The sequence below is a fragment of the Christiangramia sp. OXR-203 genome (assembly GCF_034372165.1).
Classification (GTDB): Bacteria; Bacteroidota; Bacteroidia; order Flavobacteriales; family Flavobacteriaceae; genus Christiangramia.
This window is the reverse complement of record NZ_CP139698.1, coordinates 2,417,284-2,440,475: the sequence shown is the minus strand read 5'-3', so window position 1 is coordinate 2,440,475 and position 23,192 is coordinate 2,417,284. Positions and strand designations below refer to the sequence as shown.

19 protein-coding genes are annotated in these 23,192 nt (G+C 39.4%); 5 read left to right on the top strand and 14 right to left on the bottom strand.

Annotated elements, in window-relative coordinates; all coding sequences use genetic code 11:
- Positions 1 to 21: 21 nt before the first annotated feature.
- Together T8I65_RS11310 and T8I65_RS11305 are read right to left on the bottom strand one after the other, a co-directional pair.
- On the bottom strand, positions 22 to 1,221 hold the full coding sequence (locus tag T8I65_RS11310) for an aspartate aminotransferase family protein (protein WP_322300709.1): 1,200 nt from the start codon (positions 1,219 to 1,221) through the stop codon (positions 22 to 24).
- Positions 1,218 to 2,957, bottom strand: a complete 1,740-nt coding sequence (locus T8I65_RS11305; RefSeq protein WP_416173217.1) for an OstA-like protein — start codon at positions 2,955 to 2,957, stop codon at positions 1,218 to 1,220. Before T8I65_RS11305 ends, T8I65_RS11310 begins: the two co-directional genes overlap by 4 nt.
- Positions 2,958 to 3,236: 279 nt before the next feature.
- Here T8I65_RS11305 and T8I65_RS11300 point away from each other — a divergent pair, with 279 nt between their 5' ends.
- Positions 3,237 to 4,043 carry a ferritin-like domain-containing protein gene (locus tag T8I65_RS11300; protein WP_322300707.1) on the top strand — a complete coding sequence of 269 codons (807 nt, stop codon included), beginning with the start codon at positions 3,237 to 3,239 and terminating at the stop codon, positions 4,041 to 4,043.
- Between the two features lie 25 nt (positions 4,044 to 4,068).
- Positions 4,069 to 4,941: a ferritin-like domain-containing protein gene (locus T8I65_RS11295; protein ID WP_322300706.1), complete on the top strand. Its 873-nt coding sequence runs from the start codon at positions 4,069 to 4,071 to the stop codon at positions 4,939 to 4,941.
- 342 nt (positions 4,942 to 5,283) lie between these two features.
- Here the strand turns inward: T8I65_RS11295 and T8I65_RS11290 are convergent, their stop codons facing one another.
- The 8 genes from T8I65_RS11290 to T8I65_RS11255 form a co-directional block, all read right to left on the bottom strand.
- A complete protein-coding gene (locus T8I65_RS11290) occupies positions 5,284 to 6,558 on the bottom strand; it encodes an adenylosuccinate synthase (RefSeq protein ID WP_322300705.1) in 1,275 nt (424 codons plus the stop codon).
- A 12-nt stretch (positions 6,559 to 6,570) separates the two neighbouring features.
- The gene (locus T8I65_RS11285) at positions 6,571 to 7,026 is read right to left on the bottom strand and encodes a transcriptional repressor (protein WP_322300704.1); all 456 of its coding nucleotides are present in this window, start codon (positions 7,024 to 7,026) and stop codon (positions 6,571 to 6,573) included.
- Between the two features lie 23 nt (positions 7,027 to 7,049).
- Positions 7,050 to 9,260, bottom strand: coding sequence for a RelA/SpoT family protein (locus T8I65_RS11280; RefSeq protein ID WP_322300703.1), 2,211 nt, complete (start codon positions 9,258 to 9,260; stop codon positions 7,050 to 7,052).
- A 35-nt stretch (positions 9,261 to 9,295) separates the two neighbouring features.
- A complete protein-coding gene (locus T8I65_RS11275; RefSeq protein WP_322300702.1) occupies positions 9,296 to 10,534 on the bottom strand; it encodes a M48 family metallopeptidase in 1,239 nt (412 codons plus the stop codon).
- 10 nt (positions 10,535 to 10,544) lie between these two features.
- The gene (locus T8I65_RS11270) at positions 10,545 to 11,357 is read right to left on the bottom strand and encodes a TrmH family RNA methyltransferase (RefSeq protein ID WP_322300701.1); all 813 of its coding nucleotides are present in this window, start codon (positions 11,355 to 11,357) and stop codon (positions 10,545 to 10,547) included.
- A gap of 111 nt (positions 11,358 to 11,468) precedes the next feature.
- Positions 11,469 to 12,782 (bottom strand): amidohydrolase family protein, encoded by a 1,314-nt coding sequence (locus T8I65_RS11265; protein ID WP_322300700.1) that lies wholly within the window; start codon positions 12,780 to 12,782, stop codon positions 11,469 to 11,471.
- Between the two features lie 10 nt (positions 12,783 to 12,792).
- Positions 12,793 to 15,771 (bottom strand): amidohydrolase family protein, encoded by a 2,979-nt coding sequence (locus tag T8I65_RS11260; RefSeq protein ID WP_322300699.1) that lies wholly within the window; start codon positions 15,769 to 15,771, stop codon positions 12,793 to 12,795.
- An 84-nt stretch (positions 15,772 to 15,855) separates the two neighbouring features.
- Positions 15,856 to 16,929, bottom strand: a complete 1,074-nt coding sequence (locus T8I65_RS11255) for a DUF3810 domain-containing protein (RefSeq protein ID WP_322300698.1) — start codon at positions 16,927 to 16,929, stop codon at positions 15,856 to 15,858.
- A gap of 136 nt (positions 16,930 to 17,065) precedes the next feature.
- On the opposite strand from T8I65_RS11255, the gene T8I65_RS11250 reads away from it, so the two are divergent.
- Complete coding sequence (locus T8I65_RS11250) at positions 17,066 to 18,526, top strand: aminoacyl-histidine dipeptidase (RefSeq protein WP_322300697.1); 1,461 nt, start codon at positions 17,066 to 17,068, stop codon at positions 18,524 to 18,526.
- A 66-nt stretch (positions 18,527 to 18,592) separates the two neighbouring features.
- Here T8I65_RS11250 and T8I65_RS11245 read toward each other — a convergent pair whose 3' ends face one another.
- Genes T8I65_RS11245 through T8I65_RS11235 form a run of 3 tightly spaced genes read right to left on the bottom strand, consistent with a single transcriptional unit; the run spans position 18,593 to position 21,311 of the window.
- Positions 18,593 to 19,726, bottom strand: coding sequence for a peptidylprolyl isomerase (locus T8I65_RS11245; RefSeq protein ID WP_322300696.1), 1,134 nt, complete (start codon positions 19,724 to 19,726; stop codon positions 18,593 to 18,595).
- The gene (gldI, locus tag T8I65_RS11240) at positions 19,726 to 20,298 is read right to left on the bottom strand and encodes a gliding motility-associated peptidyl-prolyl isomerase GldI (protein WP_322300695.1); all 573 of its coding nucleotides are present in this window, start codon (positions 20,296 to 20,298) and stop codon (positions 19,726 to 19,728) included. Before gldI ends, T8I65_RS11245 begins: the two co-directional genes overlap by 1 nt.
- Complete coding sequence (locus T8I65_RS11235) at positions 20,295 to 21,311, bottom strand: bifunctional oligoribonuclease/PAP phosphatase NrnA (RefSeq protein ID WP_322300694.1); 1,017 nt, start codon at positions 21,309 to 21,311, stop codon at positions 20,295 to 20,297. The genes gldI and T8I65_RS11235 overlap by 4 nt, the downstream gene beginning before the upstream one ends.
- Before the next feature lie 77 nt (positions 21,312 to 21,388).
- Between T8I65_RS11235 and T8I65_RS11230 the strand changes: the two genes are divergently transcribed.
- On the top strand, positions 21,389 to 22,405 hold the full coding sequence (locus T8I65_RS11230) for an alkaline phosphatase D family protein (RefSeq protein WP_322300693.1): 1,017 nt from the start codon (positions 21,389 to 21,391) through the stop codon (positions 22,403 to 22,405).
- Positions 22,406 to 22,480: 75 nt separating this feature from the next.
- On the top strand, positions 22,481 to 22,900 hold the full coding sequence (locus T8I65_RS11225; RefSeq protein ID WP_026914833.1) for a nucleoside-diphosphate kinase: 420 nt from the start codon (positions 22,481 to 22,483) through the stop codon (positions 22,898 to 22,900).
- A 61-nt stretch (positions 22,901 to 22,961) separates the two neighbouring features.
- On the opposite strand, the gene T8I65_RS11220 is transcribed toward T8I65_RS11225, so the two are convergent.
- Complete coding sequence (locus T8I65_RS11220; RefSeq protein WP_322300692.1) at positions 22,962 to 23,186, bottom strand: hypothetical protein; 225 nt, start codon at positions 23,184 to 23,186, stop codon at positions 22,962 to 22,964.
- Positions 23,187 to 23,192 lie beyond the last annotated feature (6 nt).

The window sequence follows — 23,192 nt, the reverse complement described above, 5'->3', positions numbered from 1 at the left end:
GCCTGCATTGTTGTTAACAAATTAATCAACAGCTTCAATATTGCTATTTAACTCTTCCAGTATGTCAACAATAATGCCACATCCTTTCAAAATTTCTTCAGAAGATATTGTCAGGGGTGGAGTGATCCTTACTGCTCGCTTTTCGAACAACAGCCAAAATAAGATCAATTGTTCGTCTTTTGCTCTTAGGACCAGCTGGTCTGCAATTTCGGCAGACTTTAAAATGATTGCCAGCATTAATCCTCTTCCTCGAACTTCTTGAATGAGTGGGTGTTGTAAATGTTTTCTGAAGAGCTTTTCTTTTTGCAAGGTTTCAGCAATAAGACTTGTGCCCAGAAGCTCTTTTAGAGTAGCCAGTGCTGCGGAAGCAATTAACGGATTACCTCCAAAAGTGGTGATATGTCCCATTTTGGGGTTGTCCATAAGTAAATCCATGACCTCTTCTGAAGCTGTGAAGGCTCCAATTGGCAATCCTCCGCCCATTCCTTTTCCCATTACCAGGATATCAGGAACAAGCCCGAAATTTTCAAACCCAAATAATTTGCCGGTTCTTCCAAAACCTGGTTGTATTTCATCCAGAATAAGTAGGGCGCCCACTTCATCGCAACGTTTTTTTACTCTCAGAAGGTAATCATCTACAGGCTGGATAAATCCGGCACCACCCTGTATTGTTTCCAGAATAACGCATGCTGTATGATCGTTAATATTCTGGAGATCTTTAGTAGAGTTAAATTCTATAAATGAAACATCTCCTATCAAAGGTTTGAAAGGTTCTACCCGTTCTTCAAAATCCATTAGACTTAAGGAGCCCATCGTATTTCCGTGATAGGCACGCTTTGCAGCAATGATCCCCGTTTTTCCAGTAGCCCTTCGGGCAAGTTTCAGTGCACCTTCGATCGCCTCAGTTCCGCTATTTACGAGATAGGTTTTAGATAGCGAACCAGGTAAATTTTTTGCAAGCAATTTACTAAGCTCTACTGCAGGAGCCTGGGCGTATTCGCCATAAACCATCACATGCAGGTATTTCTCAGCCTGCTCTTTGATAGCATTTACCACTGCTGGATGAGAGTGACCAAGAGTACAGGCTGATACGCCCGCAACAAAATCAAGGTAATTTTTGCTATCACTTGTCTTTATATAACTACCTATGGCACTTTCTACCTCTAATGCCAGTGGGTGAGGAGTGGTTTGGGCCTGAAATTTTAAAAAATCTTCTTTCATTCCTGGTTGCCAGTTAGAGTGTCCTTTACAGGTTTTGTAATTTCTTCGATGGGTTTTTTGAGTGAATCCTGAACCTTCTCGCTTTTATACTTTAAAGAATCTTTAGCTCTATTCTTTAGAATTTCTGGTTTAAGTCTGGAATTTTGATCCAGTAGGAGGTCGTCTTCCTCGCGTTCATCAAAAAACTCTTCAGGAGTTTCAGGCATTTCGATACCTTTGATCCTGGTAAGTTCTGGTACAGGTTTTCCTTCAAATAGTCCTTCTTTAGAAATAATTCTTTCATCACCACGCCAGTTGAAACCTGCTAATGTTCTTTGGTTTTGAGGAACTTCATCTTCCGGAGGCATTTTACCCTGAACAGCATTTAAATAATCTATGAATTCGATCTGTTGATCCTGAAACAGAATGCGTATATAACTGGCAAGAGTTTTATTGATCGAAATAAGGGCACCCTCATCATTTCTTAGATAATTGAGAGTTTCAGTGTTCTTATCAATAATTACTTCCCGTAGTTGATTATCTTCAAAATAGCCGGTGAGAATCTTTCCTTTTAACTGGTTGTATCCTTCTATTGTATCCTTCTGAATCAAAAAAGCATTGTCATATACCAATAGGCTATCCAGTTGTTCAGATTTAGGATTGGATTGAAGGTGAATACTATCACCACTCATTTGATTGAGCCCGGACCATAATACCGGTTTTTTATCCCCGAAACGACCGAGATTAATTAATTTTGAAAGTCCGCTTTGTTGATCTGAATGTATAGAGTCACTACGCCCGCTCATAGGGTTTTCACCGGTTTGATCTTCTTTGAAAATTCTTACATCATAGAAACCACGAATAATTCTATGCTCAGGTTTCCCAGTGATCATAATGGTATCACTATGGATAAATAAAGTGTCTCTTTCCTGTAAGCTAGCGGCAAGAGCTCTTTTGGTTATAAAAACAGAATCTTTATCTCTATACACTTCAGCATAATGACCGGTTACTTTGCTTTGGTTTATAGTGTCGATGACCTGTATATTATTTGTGGCAGATGCGAAACTGGTTTCACGATCAAAATATAGACTGTCTCCCTTCAGTACTCGGTTTTCATAATCTATCCTGGAATTTTTTACGAAATAACCATTATCTGCTCTGGTATCATAAAATCCGCGTTCGCAGTACACTGTACTGGTTTCACTTTTGATCGTGGAAGGACCATATAAATAAGCATATCCAGTTTCAGAATAAAAATCGAGTTGTTCAGAGTTTATAGTATATTCCGGGTTAGTTACTACTACTTCATTAATGAAACTATACTTATTCTGTTCCATATAATAGCGGCCAATCCTACTGGTAAGTACACTGGCGGTATCTCGAACCTTTCCACCACTTCTGTAATATGCCTCTTGTTTTAACCTGTCGAAGAACAAACTGTCAGTTTCAAGAGTGGTTTGAGGTCTTTTCATTAATACTTTCCCGCTGGCAAAGGCAAATTCAGTATCACCATTATATTCAGCATAGTTGCTGGTCATACTTACACTATCACCCTGCTGCATTCTAATATTACCATAAGCCTTAAAGAAATTGGCTTCCTTATAAAATACGGCATTATCACACCATACTTCGATTCCATCATGATCAAAATATACCTGGTTATCAATTTTACTTAGAATTAAAGCGCCTGGATATCTGGCTTCGTTTTTTAAAGTTCTATCAGATTCGTAGTTGATTTCCTGACTATTTTGTGCCATTCCTACCTGAATGAAAATTACACAAAGAAGTACGTTAAAGAAGTATCGCAATTCAGTATTTTTTTCAAAAGTACTCAAAATTTAAATGCATAGGTTTATACACATAAACGTGAGACTAGAATTTTTGGTATGCCAATTAATCTTAATAAAATTCCATCAAAAGGCGTATAATCCTTAAGGAAATCAAAAAATTTTGGCATTTAAGACAATCTTAACGATTGGATTAAAACTGAATTGCCTTTCCCTTCGTAAGTTTCCGTAGAAACTAAAATTTTAATCATGAAAAAACCCTTAGTGAAGGTAGATGTAGTTGATGCATCACCGAAAAATTCGAACAAGAATTCGCGCAGGAAGTTCATTAAATTAGGTGGTCTAGGTATAGCCGGTTCCAGCTTTTTACTGTACGGATGTAGCGATGATGATATGTTTAACCCAGGAGGAGATGTAGGAGGACCAGATCCAGTAGATCCAGAACCTGTTGATCCACCAGTAGACGCAGTATTTGATCTAGGAAGCGGAGATCTGGGTATTCTTAATTACGCATATGCTTTAGAGCAATTGGAAGCTGCATTTTATACTGCTGTAAGAGGTGGTGACTATTATGCAGGCGCTCCACAAGAAGAAAAAGATCTAATGGATGATCTTTATAATCATGAAGTTATACACAGAGAATTTTTTAGAACTGCTATAGCAGCAGCAACCGCAGATACTCCGGAGGCAATGTTGCCAGATCTGGAATTTGATTTAAGTTCTGTAGATTTGTCTAGTAGAGATCAGGTACTTGCAACTGCAATGGCACTTGAGGATACTGGAGTTGGAGCTTACAATGGTGCTGGAGATCGTATTGCTGATCCTACTTACCTATTATTAGCTGGTAAAATTGTATCAGTAGAGGCTAGACACGCGTCTGCTATCAGATCATTACTTAATCCAGATTCTGCAGATTTCGCAGGTGATGACGTAATTACTACGGATACAGGTTTAGATCTTGCTTATGATCCAGCAGAAGTATTTGACATTGCAGGAGGATTTATTGTAACTGATTTCACAGCTAATGAGCTGCCTGAACCAATGACTGGAGCGTAATCTATTAAAATCTAAAAAAAACATTATGAGTATAATAAAACTATTGGATGAATTTTCATCTGAAAAATTAACGACGAAATCTTCTTCACGTAGGGAGATGTTCAGTACCCTAGGTTCTTTCGGAAAAAAGGCGGCAATGGCTGCTGTTCCTTTTGGATTGGCTAGTACAAAAGCTAATGCAATGTTTCAGGACAGTGGAAATCCAGCGGTAGATGCATTACAATTAGCATTAACCTTGGAATATCTAGAAGCCGAATTTTATTTAAAAGCATTGGAATCGGGTGTGCTACCTGCAGGTAGACCAGAAACGGTATATATGCAAATTTCTAAGCATGAATCGGCACACGTAGATTTCTTAGTGGCAGGATTAGAAGGAGCTGGAGCAACTCCGGTAGCTAAGCCAAACTTCGACTTTACGGCTGGTGGTGCCTTTGATCCTTTTAACGATAACGGTATTGGAGAGGCTACAGCTTATGCGCAATTACTTGCGTTAGCTCAGGCTTTCGAAGATACTGGCGTTAGAGCCTACAAAGGGCAGGCTGCAAATCTAATGGGAACAGCATTCTTAGAGCCAGCTCTTCAAATTCACTCCGTAGAAGCGCGTCATGCTTCTGAAATTAGAAGAATTCGCGGACTTGAAGGTTGGATTACTTTAAATAACAGAGGTGAAGGTATGCCGGAAGCTACTCAGGCCGTATATGATGGTGAAGAAGTAACAACTCAAGCAGGTATCGATCTTGTAGGGTATGATTACGGAGATTCTCCACTTGTAGGTGATGCTGCTGAAGCTGTTTCTCAAGCTTTTGATGAGCCAATCACAGCTGAGACCGCTACTGCTATTGCAAGTTTATTTATAGTTTCTGACGATTCAGATTCGGATTCTGACTCAGATAGCTAACCTAACTCAATACTACCGAATAGAAAAAGCCCCAATCAGGGGGCTTTTTTTTATGTCATTTTAAGTTAAATATTCCAGATTAGAATATTGATTCAGAAGTACATTAGTGCAATTTCAGTAGTTTTCTTACTTAGATCGAATTAATAATAATTTTAATCATCAAATTTAAAAGTTATGCTTTCTTTAAGCTAACTGAAGTTGGAAAACTAGAATGGGCGTTTGATGAGCAAGGCTATCAAATTATACTATGGTGAAACGGAAGCATTTCAGTAATTATTTTGTATCAATTACACAAAAAAAAGCCCCACACAGGGGCTTTTTGATATATAAAATAACTTTGTGTTAGCTTCTTTGAATCGTCTGACTTCTGTCTGGACCTACCGATACAATGGTAATTGGTGTTTCCAGTTCTCGCTCAAGGTACTCAACGTAGTCGTTGAATTCTTTTGGAAGCGTGCTGGCATCAGTCATTTTAGTAAGATCTTCTTTCCAGCCTTTCATTTCGGTATAAACCGGCTCAAGATTTTCTGGTTCTATATTAAAAGGTAAATGATCAATAGTTTCACCTTTATATTTATAAGCGGTACACACCTTTAAAATATCGAAACCACTAAGCACATCACCTTTCATCATGATTAACTGAGTGATCCCGTTCACCTGAACTGCGTATTTCAATGCAACCAGATCCAGCCATCCGCATCTTCTTTTTCTTCCTGTAGTCGCTCCAAATTCATTACCTATTCGTCCCATCTTTTCTCCGGTCTCATCGAAAAGTTCGGTAGGGAATGGGCCACTACCCACTCTGGTGGTGTATGCTTTAAATATTCCATATGCTTCCCCGATCTCGCGTGGCGCTACTCCGAGCCCGGTACAAGCGCCAGCAGCAGTAGTATTGGATGAAGTTACGAATGGATATGTTCCAAAATCAATATCCAGTAAAGAGCCCTGGGCACCTTCAGCAAGGATGGATTTTCCATATTTCATAGACTTGTGAAGGTAATCTTCACTATCAATAAAAGTAAGTTCTTTGAGAGTTTCGATCGCGGTACGGAATTCTTTTTCAAGTTCCTTAAGATCATACTGTACATCCACATCATAGAATGCGATCATCTTCTCATGCTTATCTGCAAGAGCACGATAACGATCCTGCCAGTCTGCCATTTCCAGATCTCCTACACGTAAACCATTTCTACCGGTTTTATCCATATAAGTTGGACCAATTCCTTTTAAAGTAGATCCAATCTTAGCTTTGCCTTTTGAAGCTTCAGAAGCAGCGTCAAGCAATCTATGCGTTGGAAGAATAAGATGTGCCTTTCTGGAGATTAACAGTTTAGATTTATAGTCTATTCCATGTTTGGCCAGATTATCCAGTTCTTTTTTAAAGATGACCGGGTCTATAACTACACCATTTCCAACAAGATTGATGCTGTCATCATGAAATATACCTGAAGGTATCGTGTGTAAAACGTGCTTTTGCCCATCAAACTCCAAAGTATGTCCTGCGTTAGGACCGCCCTGGAATCTGGCAATAATATCGTATTTGGAGGTGAGTACATCGACAATTTTGCCCTTTCCTTCGTCACCCCATTGAAGACCTAGTAGTAAATCTACAGCCATGAATTCTTAAACTTAGTTGGTTGATTTTTTGTTTCCGTAGAAATACAGGGAGTGTTTATTGATTTCGATATTAAATACTTCCTCGATCGTTTGCTTGATACTTTGTATCCTTGGATCGCAGAATTCAATAACTTCTCCTGTATCTGTAAGTATGATATGATCGTGCTGACGGTCAAAATAGGATTTCTCGTATTGTGACTGATTCTGCCCAAACTGATGTTTTCTAACCAGTCCGCACTCCAGTAGGAGTTCGATCGTGTTGTATAGTGTTGCCCGGCTCACTCGATATTTCTTGTTCTTCATCATTATATATAAAGACTCAATATCGAAATGATCTTCAGAATTATAGATCTCCTGAAGAATAGCGAAACGTTCGGGTGTTTTCCGATGTCCTTTGTCTTCAAGATACTTCGTGAAAACGTTTTTTACGACCGCCTGATCGTTCTTATTTACGACTTTTTTGCTCATAATTGCCTTGCAAAGGTAAAAGTTTATTCACGGCTTACCTTGTCTATGCCGTTAATTTTTTTCAGTCGCTGGATGATCGTATTCAGGTTGTTATTGTTCTTCACAACCAGCGTAATTCTTCCATTGAAAATACCATCTGAACTGTCAAAATTCAGGTTTTTCATATTCACACCCAGGTTACTAGAAATCTCTTTCGTGATCTCACTTACCAACCCAAGATTGTCAATTCCCTGAAGTCTTATAACAGATTGGAAGTCCTGTTGTGAACTGTCTATCCATTTCGCCTGGATGATCCTATAGGCATAATTAGATTGGAGTTGCAATGCGTTCGGACAATCTTTCTTATGAACCTTGATACCATCATTTACAGAAATGAATCCGAAGACGGTATCCCCGGGAATAGGATTACAGCAATTTGCTAATTTATAATCCAGTTTCTCTTCTTCTTTGCCAAACACCAGTTGGTCATACTTAGCAGTGATCTCATCCTTATTAATATCTGCCGCTACCTGTGGCTTTTTGATCTTACTTTTGAAATAGCTTACCAGGGAATTGCTGCGAGAGTTTGCAAAGTCTTTTAGCAACTGATTGTCGATCTTCCCAATACCTACGCGATAGAAAAGATCAAGACTAGTTTTCAGATTAAAGAATACAACAAGTTCGTTGATAGACTTTTCGTTGAACTGTATCTTTTGTGCTTTTAGTTTCCTTGCCAATACTGCCTTTCCTTCCTCTGCGATCTCTTTCTTCTCATCTTTTAAGGAAGATTTGATCTTTGCACGGGCTCTTGCGGTAGTAGCATAATCCAGCCAGTTCACATTAGGCTGAGCATTATCTGAAGTGATGATCTCCACCTGGTCACCACTTTTCAATTCATGACTTAGAGGAACCAATTTACTATTTACACGAGCACCTCGAGTTCGTAATCCAATTTCTGTATGAATGCTGAAAGCAAAGTCCAATGGAGTTGATCCCTTAGGTAGAGATTTAAGATCTCCCTGAGGTGTAAAGACGAATATTTCCTTGCTATACAGGTTGAGTTTAAATTGTTCAACAAAATCAACGGCATTTACATCTGGATTCTCGAGTGCTTCCTGAAGTCTGGTTACCCATTCTTCGAAACCTCGTTCTTCCTTATTGTCATCTCCCTGTTTGTATTTATAGTGAGCAGCATATCCTTTCTCTGCGATCTCATTCATTCGTTCACTTCGAATCTGAACTTCCACCCATCTGCCTTTAGGTCCCATAACTGTAATATGCAGGGCCTCGTATCCTGTAGATTTAGGAGATGAGATCCAGTCTCTTAATCTGGTAGGATTAGGACGGAAGTGATCGGTTACTATAGAATAGATCTTCCAGGCCAGGAACTTCTCCTGTGACGGTTCACTTTTATAAATGATCCTAATCGCGAACTTATCATAGATCTCGTCAAAACTAATATTCTGGGTCTGGATCTTCCGGTTGATAGAATAGATGGATTTTGGTCTACCTTTAATACTATAGTCCAGGGATTCCTTATCCAGCGAGTCTTCGATCACACGGCTGAATGCTTTGATATAATTATCCTGATCTTCCTTACTTTCTTTGATCTTCGTTAAGATATCGTGATACACTTCAGGATCTGTATATTTTAAACCGAGATCTTCAAGTTCGGTTTTTATGTTGTAGAGCCCGATCCTGTGTGCCAGAGGAGCATAAATATATAAGGTTTCCGAAGCAATTTTAATCTGCTTATCAGGACGCATGGCATCCATCGTTTGCATATTATGTAAGCGGTCTGCGATCTTAATGATGATAACTCGAACATCATCGTTGAGGGTAAGAAGCATTTTACGGAAGTTTTCCGCCTGTAGGGAAACATCCTTATCTTTTTTAAGACTTGAAATCTTGGTGAGTCCGTCAACGATCTTTGCCACGGTTTCACCAAACATTTTTTCAATATTTGAAAGGGTATATTCTGTGTCTTCCACCACATCATGTAAAAGTGCAGCAGCGATCGAAGTCGCATCCAGCCCAATTTCTGAAGCAACTATTTTTGCCACGGCTATTGGATGGAAAATATAAGCTTCACCAGACTTTCTTCGCTGATCCTTATGTGCATCTACCGCAGTATCAAACGCCTTTCGAATGAGTTTCTTGTCATCTTCGGAAAGGGTTTGGTAGCTTATACGCAGCAATTCCTTGTATTGCCTTGCAATTTGCTTGTTCTCTTTTTCTATCGCAGCCTCGGTCATAGGTTAAAAGTACAATTAAGATAAAAAGTAAACAACTAAATACCTGCCTTCAAATTCTGAAATCTTTGCAGTAAACTCGGGTGTGAGTAATGTACGAAAATATAGGTTTTATGAGGAGTTAAGTTGCTCAATGTATTTCCAGATAACTTTTTTAAACTACTTACCAGGTATTGTGCGTTGTAAGTTTTACTCGCATAGTCATCAGCCTGGTATTCAAACTTTCTCGAAATGTAATTCATAATAAGACCGGTTACTTCTGAAATCGGACTATATAATATTCCGAAGGCAATCAGGCCAATATGAAAACTTGGCTCACTTACACTTAATGCAGATGATAGTACGGGACTACCTACGAACAAGGATAGCAGCCATAAGGTGAATCCAGTGGTAGCTATTGAAGCAATTAAATTAAATACAATATGTTTCTTTTTGTAATGACCAACCTCGTGTGCCAGAACTGCAACGATCTCTTCTTCTTCCAGATCATTGATCAAAGTGTCATATAAAGTAATTCTTTTTTCTGAACCAAAACCGGAAAAATAAGCATTGGCCTTAGTTGAACGTTTGGAGCCATCGATCACAAAAATGTTGTCTAGCTGAAATCCTACTTTTTCCGCATAAGCTTCGATTTTAGTTCTCAAGCTACCTGATTCCAGAGCGGTTTGCTTATTAAAAAGCGGAACGATCAATTTTGCATAGAACATATTCATGAAAACCGCGAAAACAGATACAACAATCCATGCATACCACCAGAAATCTTCCCCTGCTATCTGATAGAACCAGATGATTAATGCTAAGATTCCACCGCCTACGATGATGGTCATTAAAAGACCTTTTAATTTATCAATAAGAAATGTTTTTTTACTGGTTTTATTAAATCCATATTTTTCTTCTATCACATAAGTACTGTACCAGGAAAAAGGTGTTGTAATCAGATCACTACCAATGATGATGATCCCGAAGAATATTAGAGCTATCACAATAGGATTGCTTGAAAACTCACGTGCAATCCCATCTACCGCGGCAAAGCCTTCGAAAACCAGAAAGAGTATCGTAAGAAGTACTGAAAAACCAGAAGAGAGCAGACCGAACTTAAAACGTTCTTTTTTGTATCGCTGAGACTTTTCATACTTCTCATCATCGTAAACATCTGCCAGTTCCGAAGGAATAGGGTCATCGAAATGTTTAGCATTCAATGTATCAAGGAGGGTGTCGAAAAGAAAATCAACGATTACGACTCCAAGGATGAGGTGGTAAAGAGTTTCAGCTTGCAAATTATAAAGTTTAAATATTAAAGCCCCGTTGTCTTCGTGCTTCAAAGATGAGAATGCCAGCTGCGACCGAAACGTTCATACTGTCGATAGCACCTTGCATAGGAATGATAATATTCTGCAGGGATTGTTCGCGCCATTCATCACTAAGCCCTGTAGCTTCGGTTCCAACGACAATTGCTGTTGGTCCTTTTAAATCAACTTCGTGGTAAGGTTTCGCAGCTTGTAAAATGGCCGCATAAATATTGATGTTCTTATTCCGTAGAAATTCTATGATTTCTGAAGTTTCCCCGGTGGCGATCTTATTGGTGAAAACACAACCTACGCTACTCCTTATAATATTTGGATTATAGAGATCTGTTTTAGGGTTTGCAATAATGACCGCGTCCACCGCAGCAGCATCTGCAGTTCTTAAGATTGCGCCAATATTCCCTGGCTTTTCGGGTGCTTCAGCGATCAGGATTAAAGGAGAAGTTGAGCTAAAGTCTAAATCTTCCAGTTTATTTTCACGGGTACGAAAAACGGCGATAACTCCTTCGGTACTACCTCTATAAGCGATCTTCTCGTATACCTCCTGGGAAAGTTCAGTGATCTGTTCTGTATGTTGATCGCTTTTTTTTACAAAATCAAGCACCTTCTGAAACTCTATTTTTTCAGGAACATAATAAAGGTGAAGCAGTTCGTAGTGATGGGCTACCGCAAGACCTGTTTCCCTCAAGCCCTCAACAAGAAATGCATTTTCCTTTCTTCTAATTCTTGATTTCTCCTGCAACTGAAGCAACCACTTCACTTCCTTGTTCTGCAGACTGGTGATCTTTTTCAACATAGTCACAAAAGTAAGTAGATATTAGGCATAAAAAAAGTTGCCCGAAGAGTAGAGTGGAAGCTTTGCAGCATTTCCATTCCAGTCCTTCGGGCAACTTTGAAATTAGTTTAATTACTCAGATTCCTGCTCGCTGTATTTTTTGGAATAACGTTTCCAAAGTTCAGTTTGATGTGTTTCCAGACTTAGTTCCCTTCCGTCAATAAATGCATGCGAAAGAATATTTGTACGCATGTCCAGTGCATCACCTTCAGAAATGAAAAGAGTGGCAGATTTCCCTTTTTCGAGAGTTCCGTAATCGCTGCCGATTCCAAGGATCTTTGCATTATTGGCGGTAATAAGACTTAGAGCTTCTTCTTTATCCATACCAAATGCAGCTACCGTTCCAGCATAGAAAGGTAGATTTCTGGTATTCATACGTTCCATCTGTCCGCTGCTTTCTAGTCCAACCATAACTCCTGCATCATGCAGTAATTTTGCTAGCTTATATGACTGGTCGTAATCTTCGTAAGCATTATCTGGAGTACTGTGCGGTCTGTTTACCAATACCGGGATCTCTGCATTCTTCAATTCTGAAGCGATCGCAAGTGCGTCGTAACCTCCAACAATTACTACAGAAGAAAGCTCATTTTCTTTTTTAAATTGAATAATATCCAGGATCTCTTTTTCACCATTTGCATGAATAAATACCTTTTTATCTCCGCTAAAAACTTTTTCCATGGCTAAAAATGGCAGGTTTTGATCATTTCTATCACCATTTAGATAAGCTTTTGAGGAAGCGAAGAAATCTGACAACTTCTGAATTTCTTCGGTATACTCTTTATTAGGATTAAGCCCCGGGTCTTCACCTCTCCACCAGCGACCACGTCTAAATGAATCGGGCCAGTTGATATGCAGGCCATCATCAGCTTTTACAGCAGCATCTTCCCAGTTCCATGCATCAAATTGTACGATGGAAGAAGTTCCGGAGATCAATCCGCCTCGAGGAACCACCTGTCCCAGAAGTACACCATTAGGTCTCATGGATTCTACGATCTTACTTTCTGTATTATAGGCGATGAGGCTTCTTACATTTGGCAGCATGTCACCCATTTCATCCTGATCTTCCGTAGCTTTTACAGAAGCAATCTCTACTAATCCAAGCGTGGTATTTGGAGCGATAATCCCTGGATAGACATGTTTTCCAGTAGCATCGATCTGTTTACCTGGATATTGTCTTTTGGTGAGATCTGCGGCAATGATCTCGGTAATCCTGCCATCCTCAAGAATGATAAGGCTATTCTCGATTACTTCACCATTTCCAATGTGAGCGGTAGCACCTACAATGCTGATCGCTTCCGCCTGTTCTGGTGCTGGGGTTTGCTGTGCAAAACTATTTCCGCAAAAAAGTAAGCTAAGCAATCCTATGTATATATTTAATTTTTTCATCTTCAGTATATTATTTTACAGCTTCTAAAAGATCACAGTGTACATGCTGCTTTTCTTTCTTTTTCACTGGTTGTGTTTTAACTCCACTGTTCTTTTCCTTCAGCATCTGGCTTATAAGACTGCTTCTTTCCTTCTGAATCTCCTTACGAAGTTCCAGATCTCTATCCTTGTCAAAATAAACAACGCCTTCTACCATTGTTTTTTCCGGAACCGCATAAATTGAAAGTGGATGATCATTCCATAAGACAAGATCTGCCTGTTTTCCGGTTTTTATACTTCCAACTAAATTATCTACATGTAGTAATTTCGCAGGATTGATCGTAACCATTTTCCAGGCATCTTCTTCGCTCATTCCACCATACTTCACACTTTTTGCGGCTTCCTGGTTTAGTCTGCGACTCATTTCAGCATCATCACTATTAATGGCTACGGTAATGCCAGCATCGTTCATGATCGCTGCATTGTAAGGAATAGCATCGTTCACCTCGTACTTATAAGCCCACCAGTCTGAAAACGTTGAAGCACCAACACCGTGTTCTTTCATTTTATCGGCCACTTTGTAGCCTTCAAGAATGTGTGTGAACGTGTTGATATTAAAATCGAACATTTCAGCAACTTTCATCAACATATTGATCTCACTTTGGATATAAGAGTGGGAAGTGATAAAGCGTTCGCCATTAAGAATCTCTACAAGAGTTTCCATTTCAAGATCTTTTCTGAAATTGTCTCCAGCAGCCTGCTTCTCTTTTTCATAAGCCTTAGCACGACTGAAGTAGTCTATAAATACCTGTTCCACACCCATTCTGGTTTGCGGAAAGCGATTCCCGCTCCAGTTTGATTGTTTTACGTTTTCACCAAGTGCAAATTTAATAAACGGTGGTGCCTGTTCGAAGATCAATTCATCTGCAGGAGCTCCCCATTTTAATTTCAGGATCGCAGATCTACCTCCAATGGGGTTTGCAGAACCATGTAATAGCTGAATGGTCGTAACACCACCAGCCAGGTTGCGGTAAATATTGATATCTGTAGGGTCAACTACATCTTCCATGGTCACTTCAGCAGAAGAATTATGGCCTGCTTCATTAATGTCTGATGCCGCGATATGTGAATGCTCATCAATAATCCCGGCAGTAAGATGTTTACCGGTAGCATCGATAACTTTCGCTCTGCCGGCATTAAGGTTTGTTCCAACCTTAACGATCTTACCGTCTTTTACAAAAACATCGGTATTTTCCAGAACACCTTCATCTTCGCTAGTCCATACAGTAGCATTTTTGAAAAGTACATCTTCCTGCTCTGGTCTTTCTTTGAAACCATAAGCAACATTTGGATAGGTTACCGCGATCAACTCACGGGTGTTATCCTCTTCTTTCTTCTCGTCATCCTTATTTTTTTCTTCTTTTTCGACGTCTTTCATAGTAGCCTCAAAACGGGTTTCCTTGCCATCAGGTAGAATTGCTTTACCTGAAATGTTCCTGGAGTTTGTTGGAACATTGGCCACCAGCCTAATGAATTCGGTCTTAGTAGTGTCTGGAGAAGAGATCAAAAGATTCATCCAGTTTTCTGAAATGCTCAATTTTGATCCAATTTTAGTCTCGTCTAAAGTTACTTCTGCATTTGGCTTAGCCGGTTCCCCGGTGATGGCCAGTGTATAGGTTTTTCCATCCAGTTTAAGGTCGTATTTACCAGTAATATCGGTAACGTCCATGCTATTAAGCACCTTCTTTTCTCCCTGAATCCAGTTCTCAAATAAGGTTGTTTCTTTATCAAAAAAGTCTCCGGATGTGATGAGGAAGTTTGCCCAGGCACCTTCTTTAATTGTACCAATCTTCCCTTCCTGTCCCAGTGTTCTGGCAGGAATAGTAGTAAGAGCGGCTAAAGCTGCTTCTTTGCTTAATCCAAACTCCATCGCTTTCATCAAATTAGATTTAAAATCTTTGGCAGGATCGATATCATGAGCGGTGATCGTAAATGGGATTTTCTGCTCTTCCAACATTGCTAAATTTGCTGGTGCCTGGTTCCATTCTCTCATTTCTTCAAGAGCTAAATGCTTAGTAAGATATGGATCTTCCACATCGAAAGCTGCAGGGAATTTTAGCGGAATTATATACGTAGCATTGGAGCTTTTTACTTTATCCAGTCGCTGGTATTCTTTCCCACTTCCCAGGAGTACGTATTGGATACCAAATTCGTCACCTACTTTATCTGCTCTAAATTCGTTCAGCAAATTATCTGTAGCAAAGATCTGAACTAGATCCTTATTGTTGTTCAAAGCTTCCAGAGCAAGGTCTTTATTCTTTGCATTTCCTTTTGCATACCAGTCGGCATCAATATAAGTTTGTCTTATAAGTGCAGTGGCACCCATTAGAGAAGTAGGGTAGGACTGTCTTGATAAGACGCTTTTGTCAAAAGAAAGGTACTGTGCAGACCTGTCATCGAGAATTCGGTCACCTTCGCTAACTTCAGGAGTCAATGCAACCAGCATTCCAGAGCCACGTACAATACCATCTGGAACATGAGTATTTACAGCACCAAAACCAGCTTCGAGAAGTTTATTGGCTTCATCAGAATCATACTTGAAATGAGCCACCGCATTAGTTTCAGGGCGAATATGATCGTTCCAGTAGAAACCTTCACGATTAGCGTCATATTGCGGACCATTTCCACCTTCTACGCGTTTTGGTTTACCTATTCCAAAACTGGAATAAAGGTCAATGAAAGAAGGATATACTTCTTTTCCTGTAAGGTCAACTACAATACTGTTTTTTGGAATAGAAATATTCTTTCCAACGGCAGTTATCTTTCCATCCTGAACGGCAAACATTCCATTCTCGATGGTCGTCTTTGGATCCACATGAATCCTGGCGTTTTTAAAGACGGTGTAATTGGTGTTTTCTGTTTTAACACCATCGTTCTTTGGGAAATAATCCTGTGCATAAGCAGAGCTAACACTCAGGACTATTCCCAAAAGCAGAAATTTTAATTTCATAAAAGTGGGTAGTTTTTGAAAATATAGATTGATTAAAATTTTAAGAGCCTTAAAGTACTAAAAATAGCAGAACTGTTAATCTTCCTACAGGTCGTTTCTTGCATCTTTATAGTAATTAACGAGCAAAGCCACCACATAACTGTAACTTTTCATGCCTCCAGCCTGATTATTGGCGATTAAGTAGCGGTTATAGGTCGCAGCGAAGATAGGTTCCAATGGATTCTCATGTTCAAGCCAGAATTCTTGTACTTCCCGGTAATTTTCAATGATTCCAGGGTTCATACTCTCCAGTAATCGTTCTCCTTCCTCTTTATCTCTTCTGAAGATTTCACTTAAACAATAACTCAAAGCAAAAGTATAACCGGAATATCTAAAATGAGGATCTGTATGGTTCATGGTGACCAGGCAGGCGATAAAATTTGCTTCATTTTCCTTGGCGAAACCCAGTTGGTGCCCTATTTCATGGCTGGCTGTAGTAGGAATTTTGTAAGGGACTATAATACTGTTCACCTGTGCTTCGTTGGTCAAAGGATTTAAATAACCGTTAAAACCCATATAGCTTAGAGGGATACTGTATATCGATCTCTTTAGTGAATTACCTTTATAGTTTAGTTCAGGATAATTCAGAGCTATATGATCATAACCTTCAATGGTTCTTCGGAAGAGCTCTTTTTTTGAGAGTTCAAACTTTACGGAAGCCGAATCATTTTCAGCTAAATCATCATGCAGTTCATTGGATCTGCTGATGAGTATTTCTGAAAGTGTTACTAATTCTTCAGTAGTATATTCATTATCAATTTCAAGAGTTGTGTGTAATGGCTGGCGGTAATAATTCAAGCCCCAGAAAAGATGAAAGCAAAAATAAATGATGGACAGTGCAGCAAGCGAATCGGGGATCCATTGTTTCGGATTCTTGAATTTCTGACTAAATCTTCTCCAGATCCATTTCAGGAGTAAAATCACCAGGAGTGCGTACATAAGATCACCTAGTGAAAATGGTAGAATCCCAATGCTATATCTCAGAATACTGGAGATCACCGGGTAGATTCCGTTGGAATAATAGGTTTCGATAAAGAGAGATCCTCTATTAAGCAGGCTCAATAACATAACCTGGACAGGTAATAGGATCGCAAGAATGAGGGTCGTTTTCTTATTCACATTTTAAAAGTACAAATAATTCAAATCTGGCCTAACTTCAGTAATGATGAAAGCGCTTAAATTATACAGAATGTAATGGAATTTTTGTTTCAGCAGCTTAAAAGGTATCTTTGAAAACAATTGAAGAATTATAGATATGAACGAAGAAATAAGAGCATTAGAACCAAAAATATTATGGAATAAATTCGCCGATCTTAACGCGGTGCCACGGCCTTCCAAAAAAGAAGAAAGGGTTATTGAATTTATCAAAAAATTTGGAAACGATCTTGACCTTAAGACCGAAGTTGATTCAGTAGGCAATGTAGTGATCTGTAAACCAGCTACGACAGGATTGGAAAACAGGAAAAAGATCGTGCTGCAGGCTCACCTTGATATGGTGCACCAGAAAAATAACGATACAGACTTCAATTTTGATACACAGGGAATCGAGATGTATGTAGATGGAGACTGGGTTAGAGCTAAGGGAACTACCTTAGGAGCCGATAATGGTCTGGGCGTGGCTACCATGATGGCGATTCTGGAAAGCGACTCTATAGAGCACCCTGCGATCGAAGCTTTGTTTACAATAGATGAAGAAACGGGAATGACCGGTGCGAAAGGTTTAAGTCCTGATCTTCTGGAAGGTGATATTTTATTGAACCTTGATACAGAAGAGGATGACGAAATTGGTATAGGTTGTGCCGGTGGTGTGGATATCACAGCGAGCAGAACTTACAAAGTAGAAAGTACTCCAGATTCCTATCGTGCCTTTGCTATCAAGGTAAAAGGACTTATGGGTGGACATTCCGGAATGGACATCATTAAAGGCCTGGCAAATGCTAATAAATTACTGAACCGCCTGCTTATTAATACTACGGAAGAATATAAGCTTAGACTCTCTTCTATTAATGGTGGCGGATTAAGAAATGCGATTCCAAGAGAAAGTGAAGCGATCATTGCTTTGCCCGAAACTGAAGAAGAAAGTTTTAAAAAAGAACTTGATAAGAGGATCAATCTTATTAAAGCTGAATTTTCTTCTCTGGAACCTAATATGAAAATTGAAATTCAAAAAGTTCCTTCTGAAGTTGAGGTTATGGATATTGATTCTCAAGAAAAGCTATTACTGGCACTTGCAGCGGCCCACAACGGAGTTTATAGAATGAGTCCGGAGATCGAAGATCTTGTTGAAGCTTCAAATAATGTTGCGAAAGTTAGTGTAGAGGGTGGAAAGATCGAGATCAAATGTTTGACAAGAAGCTCTGTTGAATCCAGTCGTGATGATCTGGCTGATTCTCTAAAATCTGTCTTTAAACTGGCAGGTTTTGATGTAAAACTGTCTGGAGAATACCCTGGATGGGCTCCAAATAGTGATTCAGATATTCTAAAGACTCTGGATGAGATCTACGAAAGGATGAATGTTGAAAAGGCTAATATCGCAGCATGCCATGCAGGTCTTGAATGTGGTATCATTGGAAGCCATTATCCTGAAATGGATATGATCTCTTTTGGACCAACTATACGCGGAGCTCACTCACCAGATGAACGCGCAAGTATTAGCTCTGCTCAGAAATACTGGAAATTTTTATTAGAGGTTTTAAAGAATATTCCAGAGAACTAGGAATGTTTTCTATAAACAAAAAGCCCCGTGCAGATGCACGGGGCTTTTTTTATGACTGATTACTTACTATTGCTGATCTTCTCCTGCAATTCCAACTACAGAGATCTTAAATACAAGATCTGAATTTGGCGGGATTGCTCTGCCATAGCCTCTTTCTCCATAACCTAAATGGCTTGGGATAAAAGCTACAACTTCGTCACCAACTTGCATCTGCTGGATTGCTTCTTTAAATCCAGGGATCATTGGAGCGTCCGGTCCATAAACCACATCCATTGGCTGGTAACCCATAGCCTGGTCTCTTCTATGGTCATAAATACCAAATTCCTCGGCAAGTTCTTTTTTGTTAGTATCAAAGATCTTTCCGTCTGCGAAATAACCTTCATAATTCACTTTTACCATTTGTCCCTGCTTAGGCTGAGTTCCATCACCTTTGGTAATAAAATGTAATTTTAATCCGCTTTCCAGAGAATCTGCTTTGGCTTCAAGAGAAGCGAACTCTTCAACTCTTTTAGATCTTACTTCTTGTAGCTCTTTTTCTTTAGCTTCATTTTCAGCTTCAAGATCTGCAAGTTCCTGTTCAAAAACTTTTGGAGCCTCAAAATTCTTAGCAGCTTTTCCCTTTCTAATGATGTTCACCTCATTCATGGTGATATCTTTCACAGGACGGTCTCTAGGACCAGTTTCAGTCTCTCCAATCGCTTCAACGACATCCATACCTTTTACTACTTTTCCAAAGACCGTATGTTTACCATCAAGCTGCATTACCGGTTCCAGAGTGATAAAAAACTGACTTCCATTAGTTCCAGGACCTGCATTGGCCATAGATAGAATTCCTTTCTCGTCATGACTCAAAGAATCTTTAAATTCATCAGGGAATTTGTAACCCGGTCCACCGCTACCGGTGCCCATAGGATCACCACCCTGGATCATGAAACCATCTATCACACGGTGAAATACAATACCGTCGTAATATTTTTTGCCTTTAAAAGTACTGTCTACCATAGTGCTGCTTCCTTCAGAAAGCGATACGAAATTAGCAACGGTCATAGGAGTTTCCTCGTGATAAAGCTCAGCTATTATAGGCCCCATAGAGGTGTTAAACTCAACATACATCCCGTCTTCAAGTTCCGGGTATTCTTCTTTACATGAAAATAAGCTAATCGCAACGGCGAAAAGCACAAATAAACTTTTTGTCCTCATTATTGTTCCTTGGTTTCTGTGTTTGATTGTTCTTCTTCCTTTATAGAGTGTAAGGTCACTTTAGCGCTAATAGGTTTATTGCTTCCAATACGTTCCTGATCTCCGTAATAACCAAATGCTTTATGCGAAGGGAATAGGAATGTAACTGTTTCGCCTTCTTTCATTAATTTGAGACCCTGGCGAAGACCGGTAAATAATTTTTCACGATCTATAGCATATTCCCGTGTAGGTTTGTCACCTTCAGCATAAATAGCTTCACCTTCAATTGTAGAGATACTATAATCGAAAGTTACGATATCACCAAATTCGGGCGTTTCAGTATTGAGGCTGTCCAGTGTCTTGTTATTGTAGTAATACCAGAAACCATCTGCTGAGGTTAGATATTCCGTACTGGTATTTTCTCCCATTACCTGTTTGATATAATCTTCTTCCTGCGCGATCATTTCCCTGTTCTTTTCTACAGATTTATCGATATACGAGCCACTGCTTTGGGAAACCGGATAACGTGCTTCCGGGGATTTACAGGAAACTACGACAATTGCCATAACTATTAGAAATAGAAACTTTTTCATTGGGTTAATTCTTGCTCATATTCAGGTAGGATCTTATTAAATTTTACGATCGTATCATTCATGGAAAGATCACTTTTTCCTCCGGCCGCATTTATATGTCCGCCACCTTCAAAATGTGCCCGCGCAAACTTGTTCACATTGAAAGTTCCTTTAGACCTGAAACTAATTTTTATGATCTTCTCACTCTCATTTTCAATAAAAATGACTGCAAATTTAATTCCATCCAGACTTAAACCGTAATTTACAAAGCCTTCAGTGTCACCTTTCTTGAAATTATGACGGTCCAACTCTTCCTGAGTAAGGCTGATGTAAGCGGTATTAAATTCTGAAATCACTTTTAAGTTCTGAAGTGCGGTTCCAAGCAACTGCAGTTTATTTCCAGAATTGGTGTCGTAGATATAATTATGAATCTCAGAATTTTTCGCTCCCTTGTCCATCAGGTCTGCGATAACACGATGCGTATCACTGGAAGTAGAGCTAAATCTGAAGCTTCCTGTATCTGTCATGATTCCGGTGTATAAACAGGTGGCAATCTCAGGAGTGATCTGTTTGCCAGCACGTAACTTTTCTATGAATTTGTGTACCATCTCGCAGGTCGAACTCATCGTGGAATCACTATAAGTATAATGAGCATAATCTGAAGGTTCCTGGTGGTGATCTATCATCACAAAAACAGCATCAGAAGCTTTAAGGGATTCCACCATTCCACCGCATCGGGATAGGTCATTAAAATCCAGTGTAAAAACGATCTGAGCTTCAGCGATCAATTGATCTGAAACTTCTTTTTGCTGCTCATATATATAAACTTCCTCACTACCTGGAAGCCACTTTAAAAAATGTGGATAATCGTTAGGAGCAATAACATTCGCTTTATGACCTTTATCTCTTAAAAAATGCATTAATCCAAGAGTAGAGCCCATCGCATCACCATCAGGTCCTTTGTGCGGGACGATCACGATATTATCTGCCTTTGCCAGTTCTGCCGTGATTTCGAGTATTCTTGTGTCTATCATAATCGAGGTTAAATATACAATATAATAACACTATAGAAACAGTGGAAGCCTTAAATTTGAGCTTGTAAATTACAACTATGAAACAAAGATTACTGGTATTCCTTTTTATATCCATCCTCGTGTCCTGCGGGTCTACCGAAGATATTAAGCTGGAGAAAGAACCGGATTATATCATTGCTTTTGGAAGCTGTAACCGGGAAGATGCACCCCAGCCTTTATGGAGTGAAATTCTCAAAAATGAACCTGATGTTTTCTTATGGGGAGGTGACAATGTATATGCAGATACAGATGTTGCTACGGTAATAGGAGAGGCGTATTCCGTTCAAAAAAGTAATGAAGGATATCAAAACTTACTCAACACCGTGCCAGTTTATGGAGTTTGGGACGATCACGACTACGGCCAGAACGATGGAGGTAAGGAATATGAAATTAAAGAAGAAAGTCAGCAATATTTCCTGGATTTTATGGGTGTTGCGCAAAATGATCCAAGAAGAGAACGGGAGGGTATCTATAGTTCAGAGATTCTGGAGACACCCAAAGGTTCCATAAAAGTGATCATGCTGGATACGCGTTACTTTAGAGATGATCTGCTTAGGACCAGTGATGCTAACAGGCGCTATGAGCCTTCCAGCGGAACTATTCTTGGCGAACAGCAGTGGAGCTGGTTGCGAAATGAACTAGAAACTTCGAATGCGCAGTTCAATATTATTCTTTCCAGTATCCAGATACTTTCAGACGAGCACGGATTTGAAACCTGGGGTAATTTCCCTTCGGAAGCAAAAAAATTAAAAGATCTTATTGTTGCTTCGGAAGCAAAAAATGTCATCCTGTTAAGTGGAGACCGCCATATTTCTGAATTTTCCGAAGAAAGAATCAAGGGTCTTAGCTATCCTCTGGTAGATTTTACAAGTAGCGGACTCACCCATACTTATGAAGCTTTTGATGGTGAGCCCAATGAGCACAGAGTAGGAGAGGTAGTGAGCAAAAAGAGTTTTGGGTTATTGAAATTCGACTTTGAGAATTCTAGAGTAAGCTTGGAAATGCGCGGACTTAATAACCGTAAACAGCAGGATTATATCGTTGAATTCCAGTAAGTCAACATATTGGAAGAAAGCACTTGTTTATGCCCATAAATAATTTATTTTTGCACCAAATTTAAAAACCAGATAATGGCAGATAATAGAACATTCACCATGATTAAGCCAGATGCAGTTGAAAACGGGCATATTGGTGGAATATTAGATCAAATCACCGCTTCAGGATTTAGAATCGTAGCGATGAAACTTACTCAAATGACCAAGAGAGATGCTGAAACTTTTTATGCTGTGCATAATGAACGTCCATTTTTCGGGGAATTAGTTGAATTCATGACTCGCGGACCTATTGTTGCTGCGATCCTTGAGAAAGACAATGCTGTTGAAGATTTCAGAACATTGATTGGTGCTACAAACCCAGAAGATGCTGCTGAAGGAACTATCAGAAAAAAATATGCTACCAGTATTGGTGAGAACGCTGTTCACGGAAGTGATAGCGACGAGAATGCACAAATTGAAGGTGCTTTCCATTTTGCAGGTAGAGAGATGTTCTAAATAGAACTCATCCAAAACAAAAAAACCGGACTGAAAAGTCCGGGTTTTTTTTATCAAATTTCTAAATCTCAATTGGTTTGGTAAACCAGGACCATTTAAAAATGTAGCTATCGCCTTCCTTTGCGGGCTGTAGCCGTGGAGAAATACATACCGTAATAAGTGCTGTAATTAAAGTATTTGATATGCCGTCCAGCTCAAAGAAATATCTTAGAAATTCACTGATCGCCATCATAAGTCCGGTGAAAACCAGCAAAAAGGCTAGAAAATATTTCAGTCTCTTATTCATACTGCC